The organism is Kribbella alba, from assembly GCF_039529635.1.
GTDB lineage: Bacteria > Actinomycetota > Actinomycetes > Propionibacteriales > Kribbellaceae > Kribbella > Kribbella alba.
The window spans coordinates 173812-189437 of the sequence record NZ_BAAANE010000001.1; the positions used below are offsets into that span (position 1 = coordinate 173812).

Below are 15626 nucleotides of genomic sequence, written 5' to 3' on the forward strand. Positions count from 1 at the left end.
GAAGGTCGGACGTGCGATGGTCAGGTGGTGCAACGTGCGGTGCTGCTGCAGTTGGTGGGGTCAGACCGGGCGGTCGGTGCTGACGTAGCGGCCGTCGTGGTAGAGCAGCGGCTCGTGCTCGCGACGTTCGGCGTGGGTGGCGAGCCGGGCCACGACGATGTGGTGGTCGCCGACCGCGAACCGGTGTTCGACCAGCCCACGCAGGTAGCTGGGTGCCTCGTCCAGGACGGGTTCGCCGGTCTGGAGACGGGACCAGCGGGTCGGTTCGGCGAACCGGTCGATACCGCTGGTGGCGAACCGGCCGGCGATCTCGTGCTGGCCCGCGTCCAGGAAGTTGATCACCAGGCTGTCGGCCTTGTTCACAGTCGGCCAACTGGACGCGGTGGTGGCGATGGAGAACGACACCAGCGGCGGAAGCAGGCTGACTGAGACCAGTGACGTGGCGGTGAACCCGGCCGGACCGTGGCCCGCGTCCGCGGTGATCACCACGACCCCGGCCGCGTGCCGGCGGAAGATCGAACGGAAACTGTCGGCGTCGACGGTCCTCTCCTGCACAAGATCCGGTACTACGGACAGACCGGGGTGGTCGGAACGGGAAGGGTTGATCGCATGGACGGACATGTGTCTCCCTCAGGCACGAGTGAACTCAGGGCAGGGCTGAACCGGCGGCGGACACGCAGCGATACCGCGACCGGGGCGGGTGGGGTTCGTCAGTTGGCCTGGAGCGGCCACGGATCGGCGTACGGCCTCAAGGCAGGCCGGCAGTGCGGGTGATCAGCGACAGGTGGCGCTGGCCGTGCGCATCTGATCGATGACGCGACGGCGGGTGAGTAGACGGCTGACAAGCACCGGCAGCACGTGGCTACGGGCACGGCGGCCGCGACCGTCACGGTCGGGGCCGGGGGCCGCCTCCGCGCCGGTGAGCTGCTGCCTGGTCGTCGTCATGTCAACGACTCTCTCATCAAAGTCGACTGGAGAACTAGACAATCTCGCTATGCGGAACGGTTGTCCGAAACTGACCGCCGGCTGGAACGACACGCGGTCGTGTTGCCCTCACAGCGGAGAGCGTGCGTGCGTTGTACTGGCGTGATGGTTTCGGAGCACGTGACGCTGCCGCCCTTCCAGGCGCTCATCGACGAGCACTGGCGGGACGTGGCACGGCTCGCGCGGGCGCTGGCCGGGCCGGTGGACGGCGACGACGTGGCCCAGCGGGCCTGGGAGAAGGCGTTCGCCGCGTACCCGGGTCTCACCTCGGCCAGGAACCTGCGCAGTTGGCTGCTGACCATCACCGCCCGCTGCGCGACCGACGTACATCGCGCCAGAAGGCCCCAGACACCCCTCGACGACGCTCCGCCGGTCGCCGTCGACGGCCCGGACGCAGCGGACTGGCCGGACGCGCACCTCTGGCAAGCAGTGAACGAACTCCCCGAACGGCAGCGGTTCGCTGTCACGCTGAAATATGTCGGCGACCTGGACCACCACGGAGTGGCCGCCGCTCTGGACACCACGCCCGCCGCATCCCGCCGACTCGTCAGCGATGCGCTCGCGACCTTGCGCACCAGACTCGGAGTACACGATGAATGACCTCGAGAGCCGGCTGAGCCGCCTCACCCCTGCCGTCGAAGGCACGCCGCCGGTGCTGCCCCATGCCGACGTCTCCTACGCACTGCACGACACCCCGATCGGCACGCTCCTGCTCGCCACCGCGGCGGGGAAGATCGTGGCCAGCTCCTTCGGCGACGAGGACACCATGACGAACCGGCTGGCTCGCGCGATCTCCCCCCGCGTACTACGGCAGCCGGGAGCGCTGGACGACGTACGCCGCCAACTGGACGAATACCTCGACGGCAGGCGACGCACGTTCGACCTTCAGGTGGACCTGACCTTGGCGACTCCGTTCCAGCGGTTGGTGCTCAGCGACCTGCCGATCCACACCAGCTACGGCCGTACTACGACGTACGGGCGCGTGGCGGGTGAGATCCACAAGCCGAAGGCGGCTCGGGCGGTCGGCACGGCCCTGGGCGCGAACCCCCTGTGCGTCGTGCTTCCGTGCCATCGGGTGATCGGCGCGAACGGCGCCCTCACCGGATATGCCGGCGGACTCGAGGCGAAACGCTTCCTGCTGAATCTTGAATCGAAAAGCTGAGTTTTCCGCTGCCGCCGGACGACGATTTACACTGAATCCAAGAAGGAGCAGGTCCCCATTGTGGAGTGGGGACCTGCTTCTTGTTTTCTGTTCCCCACAAGGGGATCCGGCGCTCGCGCCCGACCAACCATCCGGCAAGGAATTCCGAAGAATACTTGCCGACGGAATCTGACGCGTCAGCTAATCACCCGAAGGCTGGTGGATTTCCAGGATGAGGCGCCGGCGCCCGCCCCATTCGCGTTTGTAGACCTTGTAGTCCTCGATGCCGGCGGCTGCGCAGAGGCGACCGTAGCTGGCCTCGTCGTGGATGAAGTGGACGCTGCTGGTGCCGAAGTGTTCCGTGGTGACGATCCGGTGCTCCGGGCCCTGCCGCAGCCCGTTGGCGATCTCCGACGCAGTGGCCGGACCCCAGATCGGGCCCTCGATCACCGCGAGACCGCCGGGCTTGAGCACCCGGGAGATCTCCCAGATCGTCGACATCTGCTCATCCTCGGCGAACAGCTCGTGGAACGCGGTCCACAGGCAGATCACCGCGTCGAACGAGTCCGACTTGTACGGCAGGTCCGTCATCGACCCGATCGCCCAGTCGATCGACAGTTCTTCCTCGGCGGCCTTGGCCTTGCCCGCCTCGATCAGGTTCGGCGAGATGTCCAGCGCGCGCACGACCTTGCCGGCCCGCCGCAACGGCAGGCTGATCCGGCCGTACCCGCAGCAGAGGTCGAGCACCGATTCCCGTCCCTCGAGCAGTTCCTCGACGGCTTGGACTGTCGCCGCGTCCCGCTCAGGCGTGGTGCGGCCCGCGAGCCCCTCAGCCCCCAGTTCCGCGTACTCGGCCCGGCTGCGCAGTGCGGAGTTCAGCATTGCGCAAGTATCCCGACCCGCCCAGGTCAGCACCAGCACTGGGTCCGAACTCGGCGCTGCAGTTGTCAGCTACGGGCACGATTGCCCAGGCGCCCGAAGATGACAGCGGCAACCATCGAGATGACGATCGAGGTGTAGGTGGCGCCGAGCCATCCGGGCACCGGCTGGCCGTTCAAGATTCGCTGCTGAAGGTCCAGCCAGAACGGGGACCAGCCGGAGACCGTGCCAGGGTTGACGAGTTGGTAGGCGACGAAGCCGAAGACCCATGCCAGCGTGGGTTGCCAGCGGAAGCGGGCCGTGTCGGAGACGTCCCAGCGCATCTTGCTGACCACGAAGAAGTCGGCGATCGCGACCGCGAAGAGCGGGATGAAGACCGAGCCGATCAGGTAGAGGAACTGGGTGTAGTTGCCGAGGTCAACCATCAGTGCGAGTCCCGTCGCGATGATGCCGATGACGACGGAGATCCAGCGCCGGTCGATATGGCCGATCAGGTTGTGCGCGGCCATCGTGGTCGAGTAGACATTCGCGTACGCCTCGTCGACCTCATCCACCAGCAGGACCAGCAGGGCGATCGCTCCGGCAGGCAGCGTGACCAGTGCGGTGATCACGTCCTCGCTGTTTGTCTGCAGCGTCGCAACGGCCAGCACACCAAGGGCGTAGTAGATGATCGCAGCGAGGCCATAGCCCAACGCTGAACCACTGAAGGCCGCCTTGTTCGTGCGCGAGTGCCGCGTGTAGTCAGCAGCCAGCGGCGCGAACGAGACGACACCGGCCGCAGCAAGATCGACAGCCGGCCAGAAGCCGAACACGCTGTCCTGCGGCAAGTCGTGAATCGGTTTGCTGAGCACCTGGATGAACAAGTAGACCGACGCGATCAGCACGAGCCAGACCATGAACTTCCGCAACAGCTTCACGCTGCCCAGCGGCCGCACTGCCATCGCCGTAGCAATCACCCCGGCCAACAGCACGAAGAGCCAGCGCCACCGCTCACTGGTCACCGCTACTGCCGCTTGGGCGATGACGATGATCTCCATCGTGGCCCAGCCGACGTTCTGCGCGATGTTGAGTACGGTCGGGGCCATCGAGCCGCGGCGGCCGAACAGCCCGCGCAGACTGGCCATCGCCGGAGCGCCTGTCTGCGAACCGAAAACGGCCGCGCCACCCAGGACCAGCGCGCCGATCCCGCAGCCGACCACGACTGCGACCAGGCCCTTGACCAGCGACCCCGTGTACGCGGCGACGAGCGCTCCCGTCACCGGGCCGAACAGCGAGATCCCGAAGTTGCCCCAGAGGGTGAACTGGTCGAGGAAACCCAAGGTGCGCGGGGCATCCGTGGTGAGGACCAGCGGTGCCTCGGTCCCGCTGTCGGACGACTTACGAACAGCAGTAGTTGTCATGCTGACCTGCTCCCTACGCCGGCATTACCCGGTCAGGTTCAGGCGGTCGGCGACCCGGCTGCGTCTGCAGCTCGTCACCCTCTCAGCCCGCTGTACGGCGCGAGCTCCCGCGGAGATTCGTTACCGCGTCAACGATAACGCGTTCAGTCGCTTTGTATACACCTGCGGATGAACGCCGCGAGCTCCCGGCCGTTGGTCAGCACCGGCATGTGTGACCCAGTTGGCAAAGTCCACGCCTCACCGTGGGTCCCGTCCGCGATTCGCTGGGTCCATTGGGCCGGTGCCAGCCGGTCGTGCTTCGACCGCACGACCAGCGTCGGCACAGTCACTCCCTGTATGGCGGCGGCGAGATCGTAGTGCCGGGCTGCCTCAATGGCACGCGCCATGGTGGTGAAGCTGGTCCGAAAGTACTGCCGGACGAGCGTCGGAGCGAGCAGTGGCGAATCCCACACGGCTGACCGCGCCCAGCGAGTCGCCAGGATCGGCCAACTGGACGCCTCGAGGTCTCCACAGGGCGCAACCAACACCAGCGCCCTGGCCAGCCCTGGATGAGCCAAAGCGGCTGCGACCACTATCTGGCAGCTCGCCGAGTGCCCGACCAGCACAGCCTGCTGTCGCACCTTCACCGTCAGTCGCTCAGCCAATGCCTCGGTCGTGAGGTCGTCACCCCGACCCGCGCGCTCGCCGTAACCAGGCAGCGTCACCACCTCGTACTGCGTATCCAGGTACCGCAGTGTGGGCGCGTACGACTCTGGCCCGAGGCCGAGCCCGGGCACCAGGACAACAGGCGCGCTCACTCCCACGGCGGGCGGTCGGGAGCCGCCTGCACGACTGGGTTCGACACTGGCGGCCGCAGCTCGCGATACCCCAGCGCGAAGCCCGCCGCCAGGATCAGCAGCCCCATGCCACCCCAGCCGTACGCCGTGGGCAGGCGGTCGAGTGAATCGTCGATCGCCCCCATGCCGGTGGACAGGACCATCACGAACCAGACGAGAAGCGGGATCAGCGAGACCGCGACCAGACCGAGTCCGCCGAGCTCCACCGGATCGGGCTGTCGTCCGACCTTGCGGCGGTTCATCAGGTCACGCAACCACAGGGCGAGCGCGGCCACGCCGACCACGAGGACCAGGAGTTGGCCGATCGTGTCGATGACGTCCGTGCGCAGCGGGTGGTTCAGCGACGAGCCGGGCGCCTGGGCGATCTCCCGGAGCGACACCCGCTGGATCGACAGCACCAGGAGGCCGTAGACCGCGGTGATCACGAACGCGAACATGACCACCCGGGCGGCACGTGGGTCGCGGGGTGCGGCCGGGCCTGCGTCTCTGCCGTACGTCGGAAGCTGGTGCTGCTGGGCATGCGCCGGAGGGCCGTACGGATGACCCGGGCGGTAGCCGGGCGGCTGGACATACCCGTGGTCCGGTGGCTGCTCGCCGTACGGGCCGGGCTGGGGCGGTGCGCCGTACGGGCCGGGCTGCTGCGGGGCGCCTTGCTGTGGCGGGCCGCCGTTCGGGTTCTGCGGTTGGCCGTAGGGGTTCTGCGGTGGCTGGCCGTACGGGGCTCGCGGTGGCGCGCCGTAGGGGCCGGAGCCGTAGGTGGAGCCGCCGTACGGAGTGGGCTGGGCGTAGTGCTCGTCGTGGCTCGGCTCGTCAGGGTCGTCGCCACGGCCGTACGTGGGGAACTCGTGTGACGACATCGCTGCTCCCTCGGCTCGAACCGTCTTTGGTTCAGGTTCTCACGAGATGAGCGGCTCAGGACCCTAGGTCGCTTTGATCGTCGGCCAGGCGTTGGGAAGACAGCCGGCGAGGCCCTTGGTCTGCTGCATCATCACCGGCGCGGGCGTGTTCGCCGTGACGCAGGTGGAGTGGCCGTGGCCTAGCGCGTGGCCCACCTCGTGATTCACCAGGTAGCTGCGGTAGAGGTCGACCTTGCCGCTGTACGCGGGCACGGCGTACATCCAGCGCTTGGCGTTGAGCACGACCCGGTCTTCCACCCGGCAGGACACCTCGCCGCCGGTGATCAGCGGGAGGCACAGCTTGTCGGTCAGGGTCGGCGTGGCGAGGATGACGCGCAGGTCGGCGTCGACGCTATCGGTCCGCTCGAAGTTGAGCGGGTGGATCGCCTGCCAGCCGCGCGGGTCCGTCAGCGTCTTGTGCACCGCCGCGGCGACCACGGCACCGTTGAACGACAGACCTTCCTCGATCTCGATCCGGTAGGTCAGCTTGTCCTTCGTGCCGATCGCCTTGTCGAAGCCGGGTACCACGCCCAACCGGCCGCTCGACACGGTGACGTTCGGCGCCGACCCCCTGGGCTGGCGGGTCAAGGTCGGTGCCGGACGCAACGGCATGGTGAAAGTTGCCGTCGGCGTCGGAATCTGGGTCGGCGCGACCACGGGCGGCTCGATCGTCCGGCTCGCGGCGGCTTGGTCACTGAACTGCGCGGCCAGGTTCCGCTCCTGGGTGGCATCGGGGTGCAAAACCATGACGACTCCCAAGACCGCGAGCGCCGTCACCGAGAACCACTGTGCCTTGTACGACTTCTTCCGGCTGTGGCGGCCACCACGCCGCCTACCGCGACCACGTCCGCCCACAGGCGTGCCCGCGCGCTGGCCAGTCCGCCGGTTGGTCATCTCGGTTCACCCTATAGAGCAACGGGCACAGACCGGAAGGCAGAACCGGCCAAGGAGGTGCGGAACACATGCGACACCGGTCGCGCGCAGAAGAAGACGCCGAGACCGATCGGCTCGCTCGTGCGGAGCAACTGAAGGCCGAGTTCCTTACGATCAGGCCCGAGCCGGATCCGCGGGTGGCGCCGTACTGGGCGAAGTACCAGGCGGTGTTCGGCGCCGGCGCGGGAAATCCGCAGGACCTCAAGGACTTCGCGAACTCACCGGTCGGCGCGAGTCCCGGCAACATGTCCGTCTTCAACAACGCGTGGAAGGACCTCGGCCCCGAGGCGGCAGCACTCGCAGTACGGGAAGCCGTCGACCACCTGCTGCACGGATCCGGTGCCTTGGAGGATCGCCTCACCGCGCTGATCAAGAGCCGCCGCGGCATGGCCGGCTTCCGGGAGACCTTGCTCACCAAGGTCCTGTGCGTGATGTATCCGGACCGCTTCCTCACCATCCTCAAGTACTCCGGCTCCCTCGGGAAGCAAGGCATCGCCCACTCGATCTACGGCCTCGCCCTCCCGAATCCCGCGGGCGCCAACATCGGCCAACTGATCGTCCGGGGCAACGATCTACTCCTCACCCTCACCGACGCCGGCTTCACCAACGCCCAACACCCTTCGTCGTTCCTGTGGTGGGCCCGCGACCGAAACTGATCAGGCGGTGCGGGTACGGAGGAATTTGCCGAAGTGGGGGACTGTGAAAGCTACGGTGCCTCGTTCGGCGGAGAAGACGAGGCCTTTCTTGATGAGGCCGTCGCGGGCTGGGGAGAGGCTCTGGGGTTTGCGGTTGAGGGTGGTGGCGACTTCGGCGGTCGGGACCGAGCCGTCGTCGACGCCGATGCCTAGCTCTGCCATGGCGCGCATGTATTCGCGCTCCGCCGGAGTGGCTCGTTCGTAGCGGGAGCCGAAGAAGCCGACGGTGAGTTCGCGGGACGCCTCGGGTGCGGCGACGGCGACGTCCTTGATGGTGATCGGGCTCGTCGGCGCGTGGTCCCAGGTGGCGTGCGCGAACGCCTGGACGAAGTACGGGTAGCCGTCGGTCTGGGCGTAGAGCTCGTCCAGCGCCTCCTCGTCGTACCGGACGTCCTCGCTCTCCGCCGGCACCATCAGCGCCCGATCGCAAGCCTCACGCGCCAGCCGGTCCACCCGGATGTAGCGGAACAGCCGCTCGGAGTACGACTTGCTTGCGGACAGTACTGCGGGCAGGTGCGGCAGCCCGGCGCCCACGACGACGAGCGGCGCGCTCTGCTGGGAGATCTCGTGGCACGCCGCGCACAGAGCGGAGAGGTCGTCCGCACTGATGTCCTGCATCTCGTCGATGAAGAGGCCGACGCCCACGGACAGGTCGTTCGCGAGGTCGGCGGCGTCGGCGAACAGTTCGATCAGATCCATCTCCAGATCGCCGGAGTCGGCCCGGCCCTTCGCCGCGGCGACGTCGACCGGCGGGTGCCAGCGGATCCCCTTGCGATCGTTCTGCGCGGTCCGTAGCGCGAAGGCCTTCAGTACTGCGCTGAACTGGTCGACGCGATCGTCGTCGCGGTGCCGATGCCCGAGCTCGCGCATCGCGGTGTGCATGGCCTGCGCGATCGGCAGCCGGATGCTCTGGTCCGGCCGGGCCTCGATCTTGCCGGTTCCCCAGGCGCGCTTGATCGCCTGGCTCCGCAGGGTGTTCAGGAGCACGGTCTTGCCGACGCCGCGCAGTCCGGACAGCACCAGACTCCGCTCGGGCCTGCCGGCGGCAACGCGTTCGAGCACCACCTCGAACTGCCGCACCTCGATGTCGCGACCGGCCAGCTCGGGCGGGCGCTGACCGGCGCCGGGCGCATAGGGATTCCGGATCGGATCCATGCATTTCACTCTATGAGCCCGTCTAGCGTTTTCCTTAGATTTCGCTAGCCAGCGCGATCGCGTGTCGCTGCTCTGTCAGCATCTGCGGCACTCTAGCGATTTCCCTAGATTCCCCTAGACACGCTTAGTGGCGCCTAGCAACCACCTCACACAGCTGCCAGTGCTTCTGGTCCACGGCTTGGGGGTTACCCCCTGATCTTGTGGGTTGACGCGTGATATTCCGATGGGTCAACCCACAAGACGAGTAGGCAACCCCCGCACGCGAAGCCGGATGAGGGCCCGGACCGCCCCGGGCCGGCCACCCCGCTGTGCTCGAGTTGCGGTGGTGGGGTGGTTGTAGCACTAAGGTCTGCGGCATGGGCGGGCTAGAGGTGCAGGGGTGGACCGTGCAAGCTGCTGCGCAGTACGAGCGGACGCACCAGCAGTACATCGGGGGTGCACGGAAGCTGGAAGCTCTGATCAACGAGCTGATCGGCGAGGAAGAGGGCATCAACTACCTGACCGCGACCGCCCGGGCGAAGGATCCCGAGTCGTTTCTGGCGAAGGCGTCGAAACCGCATCCGGACGATCCCACCAAGCCGAAGTACGACGATCCGCTGAACCAGATCACCGACCTGGTCGCGGCCCGGATCATCACCTTCCTGGTCGAGGCGGTGGACCGGGTCTGCGAGGTGATCGAGTCCGAGTTCGAGATCGTGGAGCACACCGACATGGGCGCGCACACCCGTGCGCAAGGGGCGTTCGGGTACGCGAGCAAGCACTATCTGGTCCGGTTGAACGCGCACCGGCGGGAGCTGCCGGAGTACGCCGTGCTGAAGAACCTCACCATGGAGATCCAGGTCCGTACCGCGGTTCAGCATGCGTGGGCCGAGTTCGAGCACGACATCCGCTACAAGCTGGACATCCCGCCGGACCGCAAACCCGAGTTCGACCGGCGGTTCCTGCTCGCCGCGGCGTTGATGGAGCTCGCGGACAACGAGTTCGCCGAGATCGACAAACTGTACCGCGAGCTGGCGGCGGCCGAGCCGGACGCGGCGCCGATGGACCTGACCACTGCGACCTTGACGACTTATCTGACCAGGCGTTATCCCGACGCGCCGCACGCGAAGACGAACCACTACACGTGGATTCTCGGGATCCTGGCCAAGCTCGGGGTGACCACAGAGCAGCAGTTGACCGAGCTGCTCCACGACATCGACAGCCCGGCGGTTCAGGAGGCGATGACGCATCGCTTCCCGGCGGGAACGGTCCGCCGGCTCGACGACGACCTGCTGGCGGCGAAGGGTTCGGAGTACGTCGAGCTGTTCCCGGAGGAGGAACGGCGACAGAAGATCCTGCGCGGGCGGTTGAAGGCGCTGGGCCGAGCGGGACTCACCGAGCCCTGACGAGATCCTCCGCGACTGCTTCGGCCGTACGGCGAGCCCAGCGGCTGGTGGTGATCAGGCCCAGGACCAGGACTAGTAGGCCGCAGCCCGCGATGATGTACCAGCAGGGTCGGGCGGCGGAGATGAAGCCGGTTTCGAAGGGACCGGTGAGTCGCGCGGTCAGGACGGTGCCGACGATCGCGACTCCCAGCGAGGTGCCGACCTGCCTGCTCGTCGAGGCGATGGCGGCGGCCACTCCCGCCTGGGAGCGAGGCATCCCGGACACCGCCGCGTTGGTGATCGGCGCATTGAGCATGCCGAACCCGATACCGAAGATCAGGTAGCCGACAAGCAGTACCGGGGTCGAAGTACTGTCGCTCAATCGGGACAGAGTCAGGCCGCTGACGGTGAGCATGCTGCCGGCAACGACCAGCGGAAGTCGCGGGCCGCGGTTGCCCACGATCCACCCCGACAACGGCGCGAACACCACCGTCATCGCCGCCATCGGCAACGTCAGCAACCCCGCGTGCAGCGCCGAGTACCCCCGAGCATCCTGCAGATAGAGGGAATTCAAGAACAGGAAGCCGGACAGCGCCGCGAATCCCGCGACCGCGATCAAGGTCGCGCCGGAGAACGGCGCGCTCCGGAAGAACCTGGGATCGAGCAGCGGCTCGGCCCGGCGCCGCTCGTACAGCACCAGACAGACGAGCGCCAGTACTACGGTCACGAAGCAGCCGACGATCAGCGGCGAGCCCCATCCCGCGGACTGTCCCTCGATGATCCCGTAGGTGAGTCCGACCAGGAACAGCATCACCAGGAGCTGCCCGACCGGGTCGATCCGGCGAGGCACCGCGGCGCGCGACTCCGGCACGAACAACGCAGTCAGGAGCAGGGCAACCGCAACCACCGGGACGTTGATCCAGAAGATGAACCGCCAGCCGGCCGAGTCGACCAGAGCGCCGCCGACCACCGGGCCGACCGACATGCTCAGGCCGACGACACCACCCCAGACGCCGATCGCCTGGGCGCGCTCGCGGGGATCGGTGAACGTGTTTGTGATGATCGACATCGCGACCGGGTTGAGCATCGAACCGCCGATCGCCTGCAGCATCCGGAACGCGATCAGCAGGTCCACTGTCGGAGCGAAGCCGCACAGCAAGGAGCCGATCCCGAAGAGCACCAGCCCCGCCTGGAAGGTCCGGCGGCGTCCGATCCGGTCAGCGGTGGATCCCGACAGCATCAGCAGGCTTGCGATGACGAGGGTGTAAGCGTCGATGATCCACTGCAGCTTGGACACAGACGCGTTGAGCTCGGCCCGGATCGCGGGCAGCGCCAGATTCACGATGGTCGAGTCGAGCCCGACGATGAACAGGCTCAGGCAACAGATCGCCAGCACCAGCAACCGCCGCCGCCGACTCAGCTCCTGCACCCCGTCCAGCCTCCCGTCGACAATTCCGTTGAAGATTTTACAACCGCTGGCCCGCGCCGCCGGATCCGGCCCGCCCTACGGTCCGAAGAACTGGCGACACGTCCCTCCAGCTTCCTCGGACGCAGGAACACCCGGAGACGCGGTCCCGGCAACTGGGACGCGCTCAGGTCCAGCCGGTGAGAGACGCCCCCGGCTCCATCAGACGGGAAGCGGGTGGACCCAGCTGTCGAAAAGGGTTTGACGGGCCCCTCACGGAGCCGCCTAGGCTTGATCCATTCGCCTGGTCAGGTGTCTCGAAACCCCTCTACGCCTTCTTTGGGACGTCATGTCGCTGCGCCTCATTCCCTTCGCCGACCCTGGTGTGCCTGACACCCGGTCCGGCCTCCGACTCATTCTCTGGCTCGAACACCAGCAGGTCCGCGGCCAGGCCGCCGCGGTCGGCTGGGGCATGCTCTACTTCGGCGGGATCGCCGCCGCTCCGGTGGCGGTCGGCCTCGCCGTCCAGTCCGTGATCGACAAGTCCTGGCCCCGGCTGATCCTGGCCGGCTTGCTGCTGCTCGTCTTCGGCGCGGCGAAGGCCGCCGCGGACTCGTTCTTCCACCGCGCGGTGGTGACCAACTGGATCAGCACCGCGTCGCGCCTGCAGCAACTGCTCATCCGCAAGGCCGCCGAGCTCGGCTCGCTGCTCACCCGGCGGATCGCCGCGGGCGAGGTCGTCGCGGTGAGCAGCGGCGACGTCGAGAAGATCGGCTGGTTCGTCGAGGTGCTCGGCCGATTCACCGCCGCCCTGCTGACCTGCTTCGCCGTGGTGATCGGGCTGCTCTTCTACGAAGCGCAGCTCGGCCTGATCGTCGCGATCGCCGTGCCGATCCTGGCCTTCTCGATCGTGCCGCTGATGGGCCCCGCGGAGCGCCGCGCCGACCAGCAGCGCGCCAAGGGCGGCCGGGCCACCGAGCTCGCCGCTGACACGGTCGCCGGTCTTCGCGTACTGCGCGGCATCGGCGGCGAGCAGCTCTTCCTGGACCGGTACCGCGCGGCGTCGCAGGAGTACCGCGCAAGCGCGGTCCGGAGCGCGCGGATGTGGTCGCTGATCGCCGCGATCCAGGTGCTGATGTTCGGACTGTTCCTGGTCCTGATCGTCTGGTTCGGCATCCGGCTGGTCACGTCCGGGCGGATCAGCGTCGGCGAGCTCGTCACGACGTACGGCTTCATCACCTTCATGATCGTGCCGCTGCACACCTTCGAGGAGACGGCGAGCGCGTTCATCTTCTCCAAGGTGTCCGCGCGTCGCGCGGCCCGGGTGCTGTCGTTGCAGCGCACGGATGAAACGAAGGGAACCGCAGCCGCGCAGGTGCCAGAAGGGGACCTGCTCGACCCGGTCTCTGGTCTTGCGATAGCGGCGGGGACCTTTACCGCAGTGGTGTGTGGCAACCCGGACGCGGGTGGTCTGCTTGCGGATCGACTGGGTGGCCACAGCCCTGATGCAGAGCCGGGACAGGCTTCGGTGCTCCTCGACGGGGTTCCACTTGACGACCTGCCGCTGGAGTCGGCGCGGACCGCAGTGCTCGTGCAGGACAAGGATCCGGTGCTGCTGTCCGGCACTGTGCGCGAGCTGTTCGATGTGCCGTCCAGCGGAGCCGTCTCCGTAGAGGCCGCACTGGATGCAGCGCAGTGCGAGGACATTCTCGATGTACTGCGTCAGACGCTGCCGGAAGGTGTCATCGATGCCACAGAGGCGGTCCTGACCGAGCGCGGGCGATCCCTGTCCGGCGGTCAGCGGCAGCGGGTGGCTCTTGCCCGCTCGCTGTACGTGGACCCGGCCGTGCTCGTGCTGGATGAACCGACCAGCGCCGTCGATGCGCACACCGAGGCGCGGATCGCCGACAGCCTGCGGCTGCTCCGGTCCGGCCGGACCACGGTGGTGTTCACGTCGAGCCCACTGATGCTGGACCGGGCAGACCAGGTGGTGTTCGTGCCGGACGGCCGGGTCGATGCCATCGGCACCCACCACGAACTCGTGCACACCAACCGCGGCTACCGCTCGGCCGTCACCCGCGAAGACGAGCCAACCCTCGAGGAGTCGGCGTGAAGCGCCCTGAGTACGACCCGGCGGCCCCGCAGGCCGCGGCTCGTCTGCCAGTTGCCGGCACCCCGACAGTGCGGGCCTACCTGAAGACACTGTTCCGGCGGCATCGCCGTGCCTTCGGCTGGCTGACGCTGGTCAACACGGTGGCAGCCCTGAGCGGCATGGTCGGGCCCTGGTTGCTCGGCAACGTCGTCGAGAAGCTGTCGCTCGGCGAGAAGGACGTCAACCTTCCGTACGTCGTGGTCGGCTTCGTCTGCGCTCTGGCCGTGCAGACGGCATTCGTCCGGCTCACACGTCTTCGTGGTGCCGTGCTGGGTGAGGAGATGCTGGCCGACCTGCGCGAGGACTTCCTGGTCCGTGCAGTCGCGCTGCCGCCTGGTGTGCTCGAGCGGGCCGGTACGGGTGACCTCCTCTCACGGATCACCACGGACGTGGACCGGCTCTCGCACGCCATGCGCGACGCAGTACCGCAGTTGACCATCGCGGTGATCTGGGCCGCACTGCTGATCAGCGCGCTGATCGTCACGGCACCTGAGCTGGCCGTGGCCATCGTGATCGCCGCGCCGATCCTGATCATCGGCGGCCGCTGGTACTTCCGCCGGGCGCCATCGGCGTACCGGTCCGAAGCAGCCGGGTACGCCGCGGTGGCCTCGGCGCTGGCCGAGACGGTGGACGCCGGCCGGACCGTGGAGTCCCACCGGCTGGGTGGTCGCCGGATCAAGCTCGGTGACACCAGGATCGGCCAGTGGGTGGCCTGGGAGCGGTACACGCTCTACCTGCGGATGATCCTGTTCCCGGTGATCAACATGACCCACACGGTCGCGCTAGCCGCGGTGCTGGTGATCGGTGGCGGCCTGGCGATCGAAGGCTGGATCACCGTCGGCGCACTCACCACCGGCGCGCTCTACATCCAGATGCTGGTGGAGCCGGTCAACATGATGATCCGCTGGTACGACGAGTTGCAGGTGGCCCAGGTCTCCCTGGCCCGGCTCGTCGGGGTGCGGGAGATCGAGGCGGCCCAGACCGGCGACCAGGCCGAGCCGGACGGGCGGACCGTGCTGGCGGACGAGGTGCGCTTCGGCTACCTGGAAGGCCGGGACGTCCTGCATGGGGTCACCCTCACGGTGCAACCCGGAGCCCGGGTCGCGCTGGTAGGCCCTTCAGGCGCAGGGAAATCCACGCTGGGGCGGCTCCTGGCAGGCATCTATTCGCCGAGATTGGGCGACATCACCTTGGGTGGTGCCGCGCTGGACAAGATGTCGGCCGAGCAGGTCCGGAGTCATGTGGCGCTGGTGAACCAGGAGCACCACGTGTTCGTCGGTAGCGTCCGCGACAACCTGCGGCTGGCCCGTCCGGCCGCGAGTGACGCGGAGCTCTGGACCGCGCTGAGGTCGGTCGACGCGCATGCCTGGGTGGCCGGGTTCGAGCAAGGCCTCGACACCGAGGTCGGCTCGGGTGGGGTGTCGCTGACTCCCGCGCAGGCCCAGCAGGTGGCACTGGCCCGGCTCGTCCTGGCCGACCCGCACACGCTGGTGCTGGACGAGGCCACCTCGCTGATGGACCCGCGAGCCGCGCGCCATTTGGAGAGGTCGCTGGCCGGAGTACTGGAAGGCCGGACGGTGGTCGCGATCGCGCACCGGCTGCACACCGCGCACGACGCGGACGTGATCGCGGTGGTCGAGGACGGCCGCATCGTGGAGCTCGGCGGCCACGACGAACTGGTCGAAGCCGAGGGCGCCTACGCCGCCCTCTGGCACTCCTGGCACGGCGACCGCTGACCGCTGACGGCTGGTGGGGGCAGGCGCACCACCTGCCCCCGCCCGCAGCG

The 15626-nt window shown here is 67.8% G+C and carries 15 protein-coding genes and 1 riboswitch; of the genes, 6 read left to right on the top strand and 9 right to left on the bottom strand.

Features of this window, described 5'->3' with window-relative positions:
- Positions 1-60 precede the first annotated feature (60 nt).
- Both ABD210_RS00895 and ABD210_RS00900 read right to left on the bottom strand, forming a co-directional pair.
- Positions 61-621, bottom strand: a complete 561-nt coding sequence (locus tag ABD210_RS00895; protein WP_344107490.1) for a flavin reductase family protein — start codon at positions 619-621, stop codon at positions 61-63.
- Positions 622-774: 153 nt separating this feature from the next.
- Positions 775-945, bottom strand: coding sequence for a hypothetical protein (locus tag ABD210_RS00900; RefSeq protein WP_344107493.1), 171 nt, complete (start codon positions 943-945; stop codon positions 775-777).
- A 144-nt stretch (positions 946-1089) separates the two neighbouring features.
- Here ABD210_RS00900 and ABD210_RS00905 point away from each other — a divergent pair, with 144 nt between their 5' ends.
- A complete protein-coding gene (locus ABD210_RS00905; protein ID WP_344107496.1) occupies positions 1090-1584 on the top strand; it encodes an RNA polymerase sigma factor in 495 nt (164 codons plus the stop codon).
- Positions 1577-2146 (top strand): methylated-DNA--[protein]-cysteine S-methyltransferase, encoded by a 570-nt coding sequence (locus ABD210_RS00910; RefSeq protein ID WP_344107498.1) that lies wholly within the window; start codon positions 1577-1579, stop codon positions 2144-2146. Before ABD210_RS00905 ends, ABD210_RS00910 begins: the two co-directional genes overlap by 8 nt.
- 180 nt (positions 2147-2326) lie before the next feature.
- Here ABD210_RS00910 and ABD210_RS00915 read toward each other — a convergent pair whose 3' ends face one another.
- The 5 genes from ABD210_RS00915 to ABD210_RS00935 all read right to left on the bottom strand — a co-directional run bounded on the left by ABD210_RS00915 (position 2327) and on the right by ABD210_RS00935 (position 6883).
- Positions 2327-3007 carry a class I SAM-dependent methyltransferase gene (locus ABD210_RS00915; RefSeq protein ID WP_344107500.1) on the bottom strand — a complete coding sequence of 227 codons (681 nt, stop codon included), beginning with the start codon at positions 3005-3007 and terminating at the stop codon, positions 2327-2329.
- Between the two features lie 65 nt (positions 3008-3072).
- The gene (locus ABD210_RS00920) at positions 3073-4404 is read right to left on the bottom strand and encodes a purine-cytosine permease family protein (RefSeq protein WP_344107503.1); all 1332 of its coding nucleotides are present in this window, start codon (positions 4402-4404) and stop codon (positions 3073-3075) included.
- A riboswitch (TPP riboswitch) is annotated at positions 4398-4525 on the bottom strand. (Overlaps the previous gene by 7 nt.)
- Before the next feature lie 22 nt (positions 4526-4547).
- The gene (locus ABD210_RS00925; protein ID WP_344107504.1) at positions 4548-5201 is read right to left on the bottom strand and encodes an alpha/beta fold hydrolase; all 654 of its coding nucleotides are present in this window, start codon (positions 5199-5201) and stop codon (positions 4548-4550) included.
- Positions 5198-6097: a hypothetical protein gene (locus tag ABD210_RS00930; protein WP_344107506.1), complete on the bottom strand. Its 900-nt coding sequence runs from the start codon at positions 6095-6097 to the stop codon at positions 5198-5200. The genes ABD210_RS00925 and ABD210_RS00930 overlap by 4 nt, the downstream gene beginning before the upstream one ends.
- A gap of 63 nt (positions 6098-6160) precedes the next feature.
- On the bottom strand, positions 6161-6883 hold the full coding sequence (locus ABD210_RS00935) for a DUF3152 domain-containing protein (RefSeq protein ID WP_344107508.1): 723 nt from the start codon (positions 6881-6883) through the stop codon (positions 6161-6163).
- A 215-nt stretch (positions 6884-7098) separates the two neighbouring features.
- Here ABD210_RS00935 and ABD210_RS00940 point away from each other — a divergent pair, with 215 nt between their 5' ends.
- A complete protein-coding gene (locus ABD210_RS00940) occupies positions 7099-7725 on the top strand; it encodes a hypothetical protein (protein WP_344107510.1) in 627 nt (208 codons plus the stop codon).
- Here ABD210_RS00940 and ABD210_RS00945 read toward each other — a convergent pair whose 3' ends face one another.
- On the bottom strand, positions 7726-8919 hold the full coding sequence (locus ABD210_RS00945) for an ATP-binding protein (RefSeq protein WP_344107512.1): 1194 nt from the start codon (positions 8917-8919) through the stop codon (positions 7726-7728).
- 356 nt (positions 8920-9275) lie between these two features.
- Between ABD210_RS00945 and ABD210_RS00950 the strand changes: the two genes are divergently transcribed.
- On the top strand, positions 9276-10304 hold the full coding sequence (locus ABD210_RS00950) for a GTP pyrophosphokinase (protein ID WP_344107515.1): 1029 nt from the start codon (positions 9276-9278) through the stop codon (positions 10302-10304).
- Here ABD210_RS00950 and ABD210_RS00955 read toward each other — a convergent pair.
- The gene (locus ABD210_RS00955) at positions 10291-11712 is read right to left on the bottom strand and encodes an MFS transporter (protein WP_344107517.1); all 1422 of its coding nucleotides are present in this window, start codon (positions 11710-11712) and stop codon (positions 10291-10293) included. The genes ABD210_RS00950 and ABD210_RS00955 overlap by 14 nt on opposite strands.
- A gap of 325 nt (positions 11713-12037) precedes the next feature.
- Here ABD210_RS00955 and ABD210_RS00960 point away from each other — a divergent pair, with 325 nt between their 5' ends.
- Both ABD210_RS00960 and ABD210_RS00965 read left to right on the top strand, forming a co-directional pair.
- Positions 12038-13801 carry an ABC transporter ATP-binding protein gene (locus ABD210_RS00960; protein ID WP_344107519.1) on the top strand — a complete coding sequence of 588 codons (1764 nt, stop codon included), beginning with the start codon at positions 12038-12040 and terminating at the stop codon, positions 13799-13801.
- Positions 13798-15576, top strand: a complete 1779-nt coding sequence (locus tag ABD210_RS00965) for an ABC transporter ATP-binding protein (RefSeq protein WP_344107521.1) — start codon at positions 13798-13800, stop codon at positions 15574-15576. Before ABD210_RS00960 ends, ABD210_RS00965 begins: the two co-directional genes overlap by 4 nt.
- Positions 15577-15626 lie beyond the last annotated feature (50 nt).

Coding starts and splice junctions, on each gene's coding strand:
- ABD210_RS00895 (WP_344107490.1), bottom strand. CDS start 621: ATGTCCGTCCATGCGATCAACCCTTCCCGTTCCGACCACCCCGGTCTG.
- ABD210_RS00900 (WP_344107493.1), bottom strand. CDS start 945: ATGACGACGACCAGGCAGCAGCTCACCGGCGCGGAGGCGGCCCCCGGC.
- ABD210_RS00905 (WP_344107496.1), top strand. CDS start 1,090: ATGGTTTCGGAGCACGTGACGCTGCCGCCCTTCCAGGCGCTCATCGAC.
- ABD210_RS00910 (WP_344107498.1), top strand. CDS start 1,577: ATGAATGACCTCGAGAGCCGGCTGAGCCGCCTCACCCCTGCCGTCGAA.
- ABD210_RS00915 (WP_344107500.1), bottom strand. CDS start 3,007: ATGCTGAACTCCGCACTGCGCAGCCGGGCCGAGTACGCGGAACTGGGG.
- ABD210_RS00920 (WP_344107503.1), bottom strand. CDS start 4,404: ATGACAACTACTGCTGTTCGTAAGTCGTCCGACAGCGGGACCGAGGCA.
- ABD210_RS00930 (WP_344107506.1), bottom strand. CDS start 6,097: ATGTCGTCACACGAGTTCCCCACGTACGGCCGTGGCGACGACCCTGAC.
- ABD210_RS00935 (WP_344107508.1), bottom strand. CDS start 6,883: ATGGTTTTGCACCCCGATGCCACCCAGGAGCGGAACCTGGCCGCGCAG.
- ABD210_RS00940 (WP_344107510.1), top strand. CDS start 7,099: ATGCGACACCGGTCGCGCGCAGAAGAAGACGCCGAGACCGATCGGCTC.
- ABD210_RS00945 (WP_344107512.1), bottom strand. CDS start 8,919: ATGGATCCGATCCGGAATCCCTATGCGCCCGGCGCCGGTCAGCGCCCG.
- ABD210_RS00950 (WP_344107515.1), top strand. CDS start 9,276: ATGGGCGGGCTAGAGGTGCAGGGGTGGACCGTGCAAGCTGCTGCGCAG.
- ABD210_RS00960 (WP_344107519.1), top strand. CDS start 12,038: ATGTCGCTGCGCCTCATTCCCTTCGCCGACCCTGGTGTGCCTGACACC.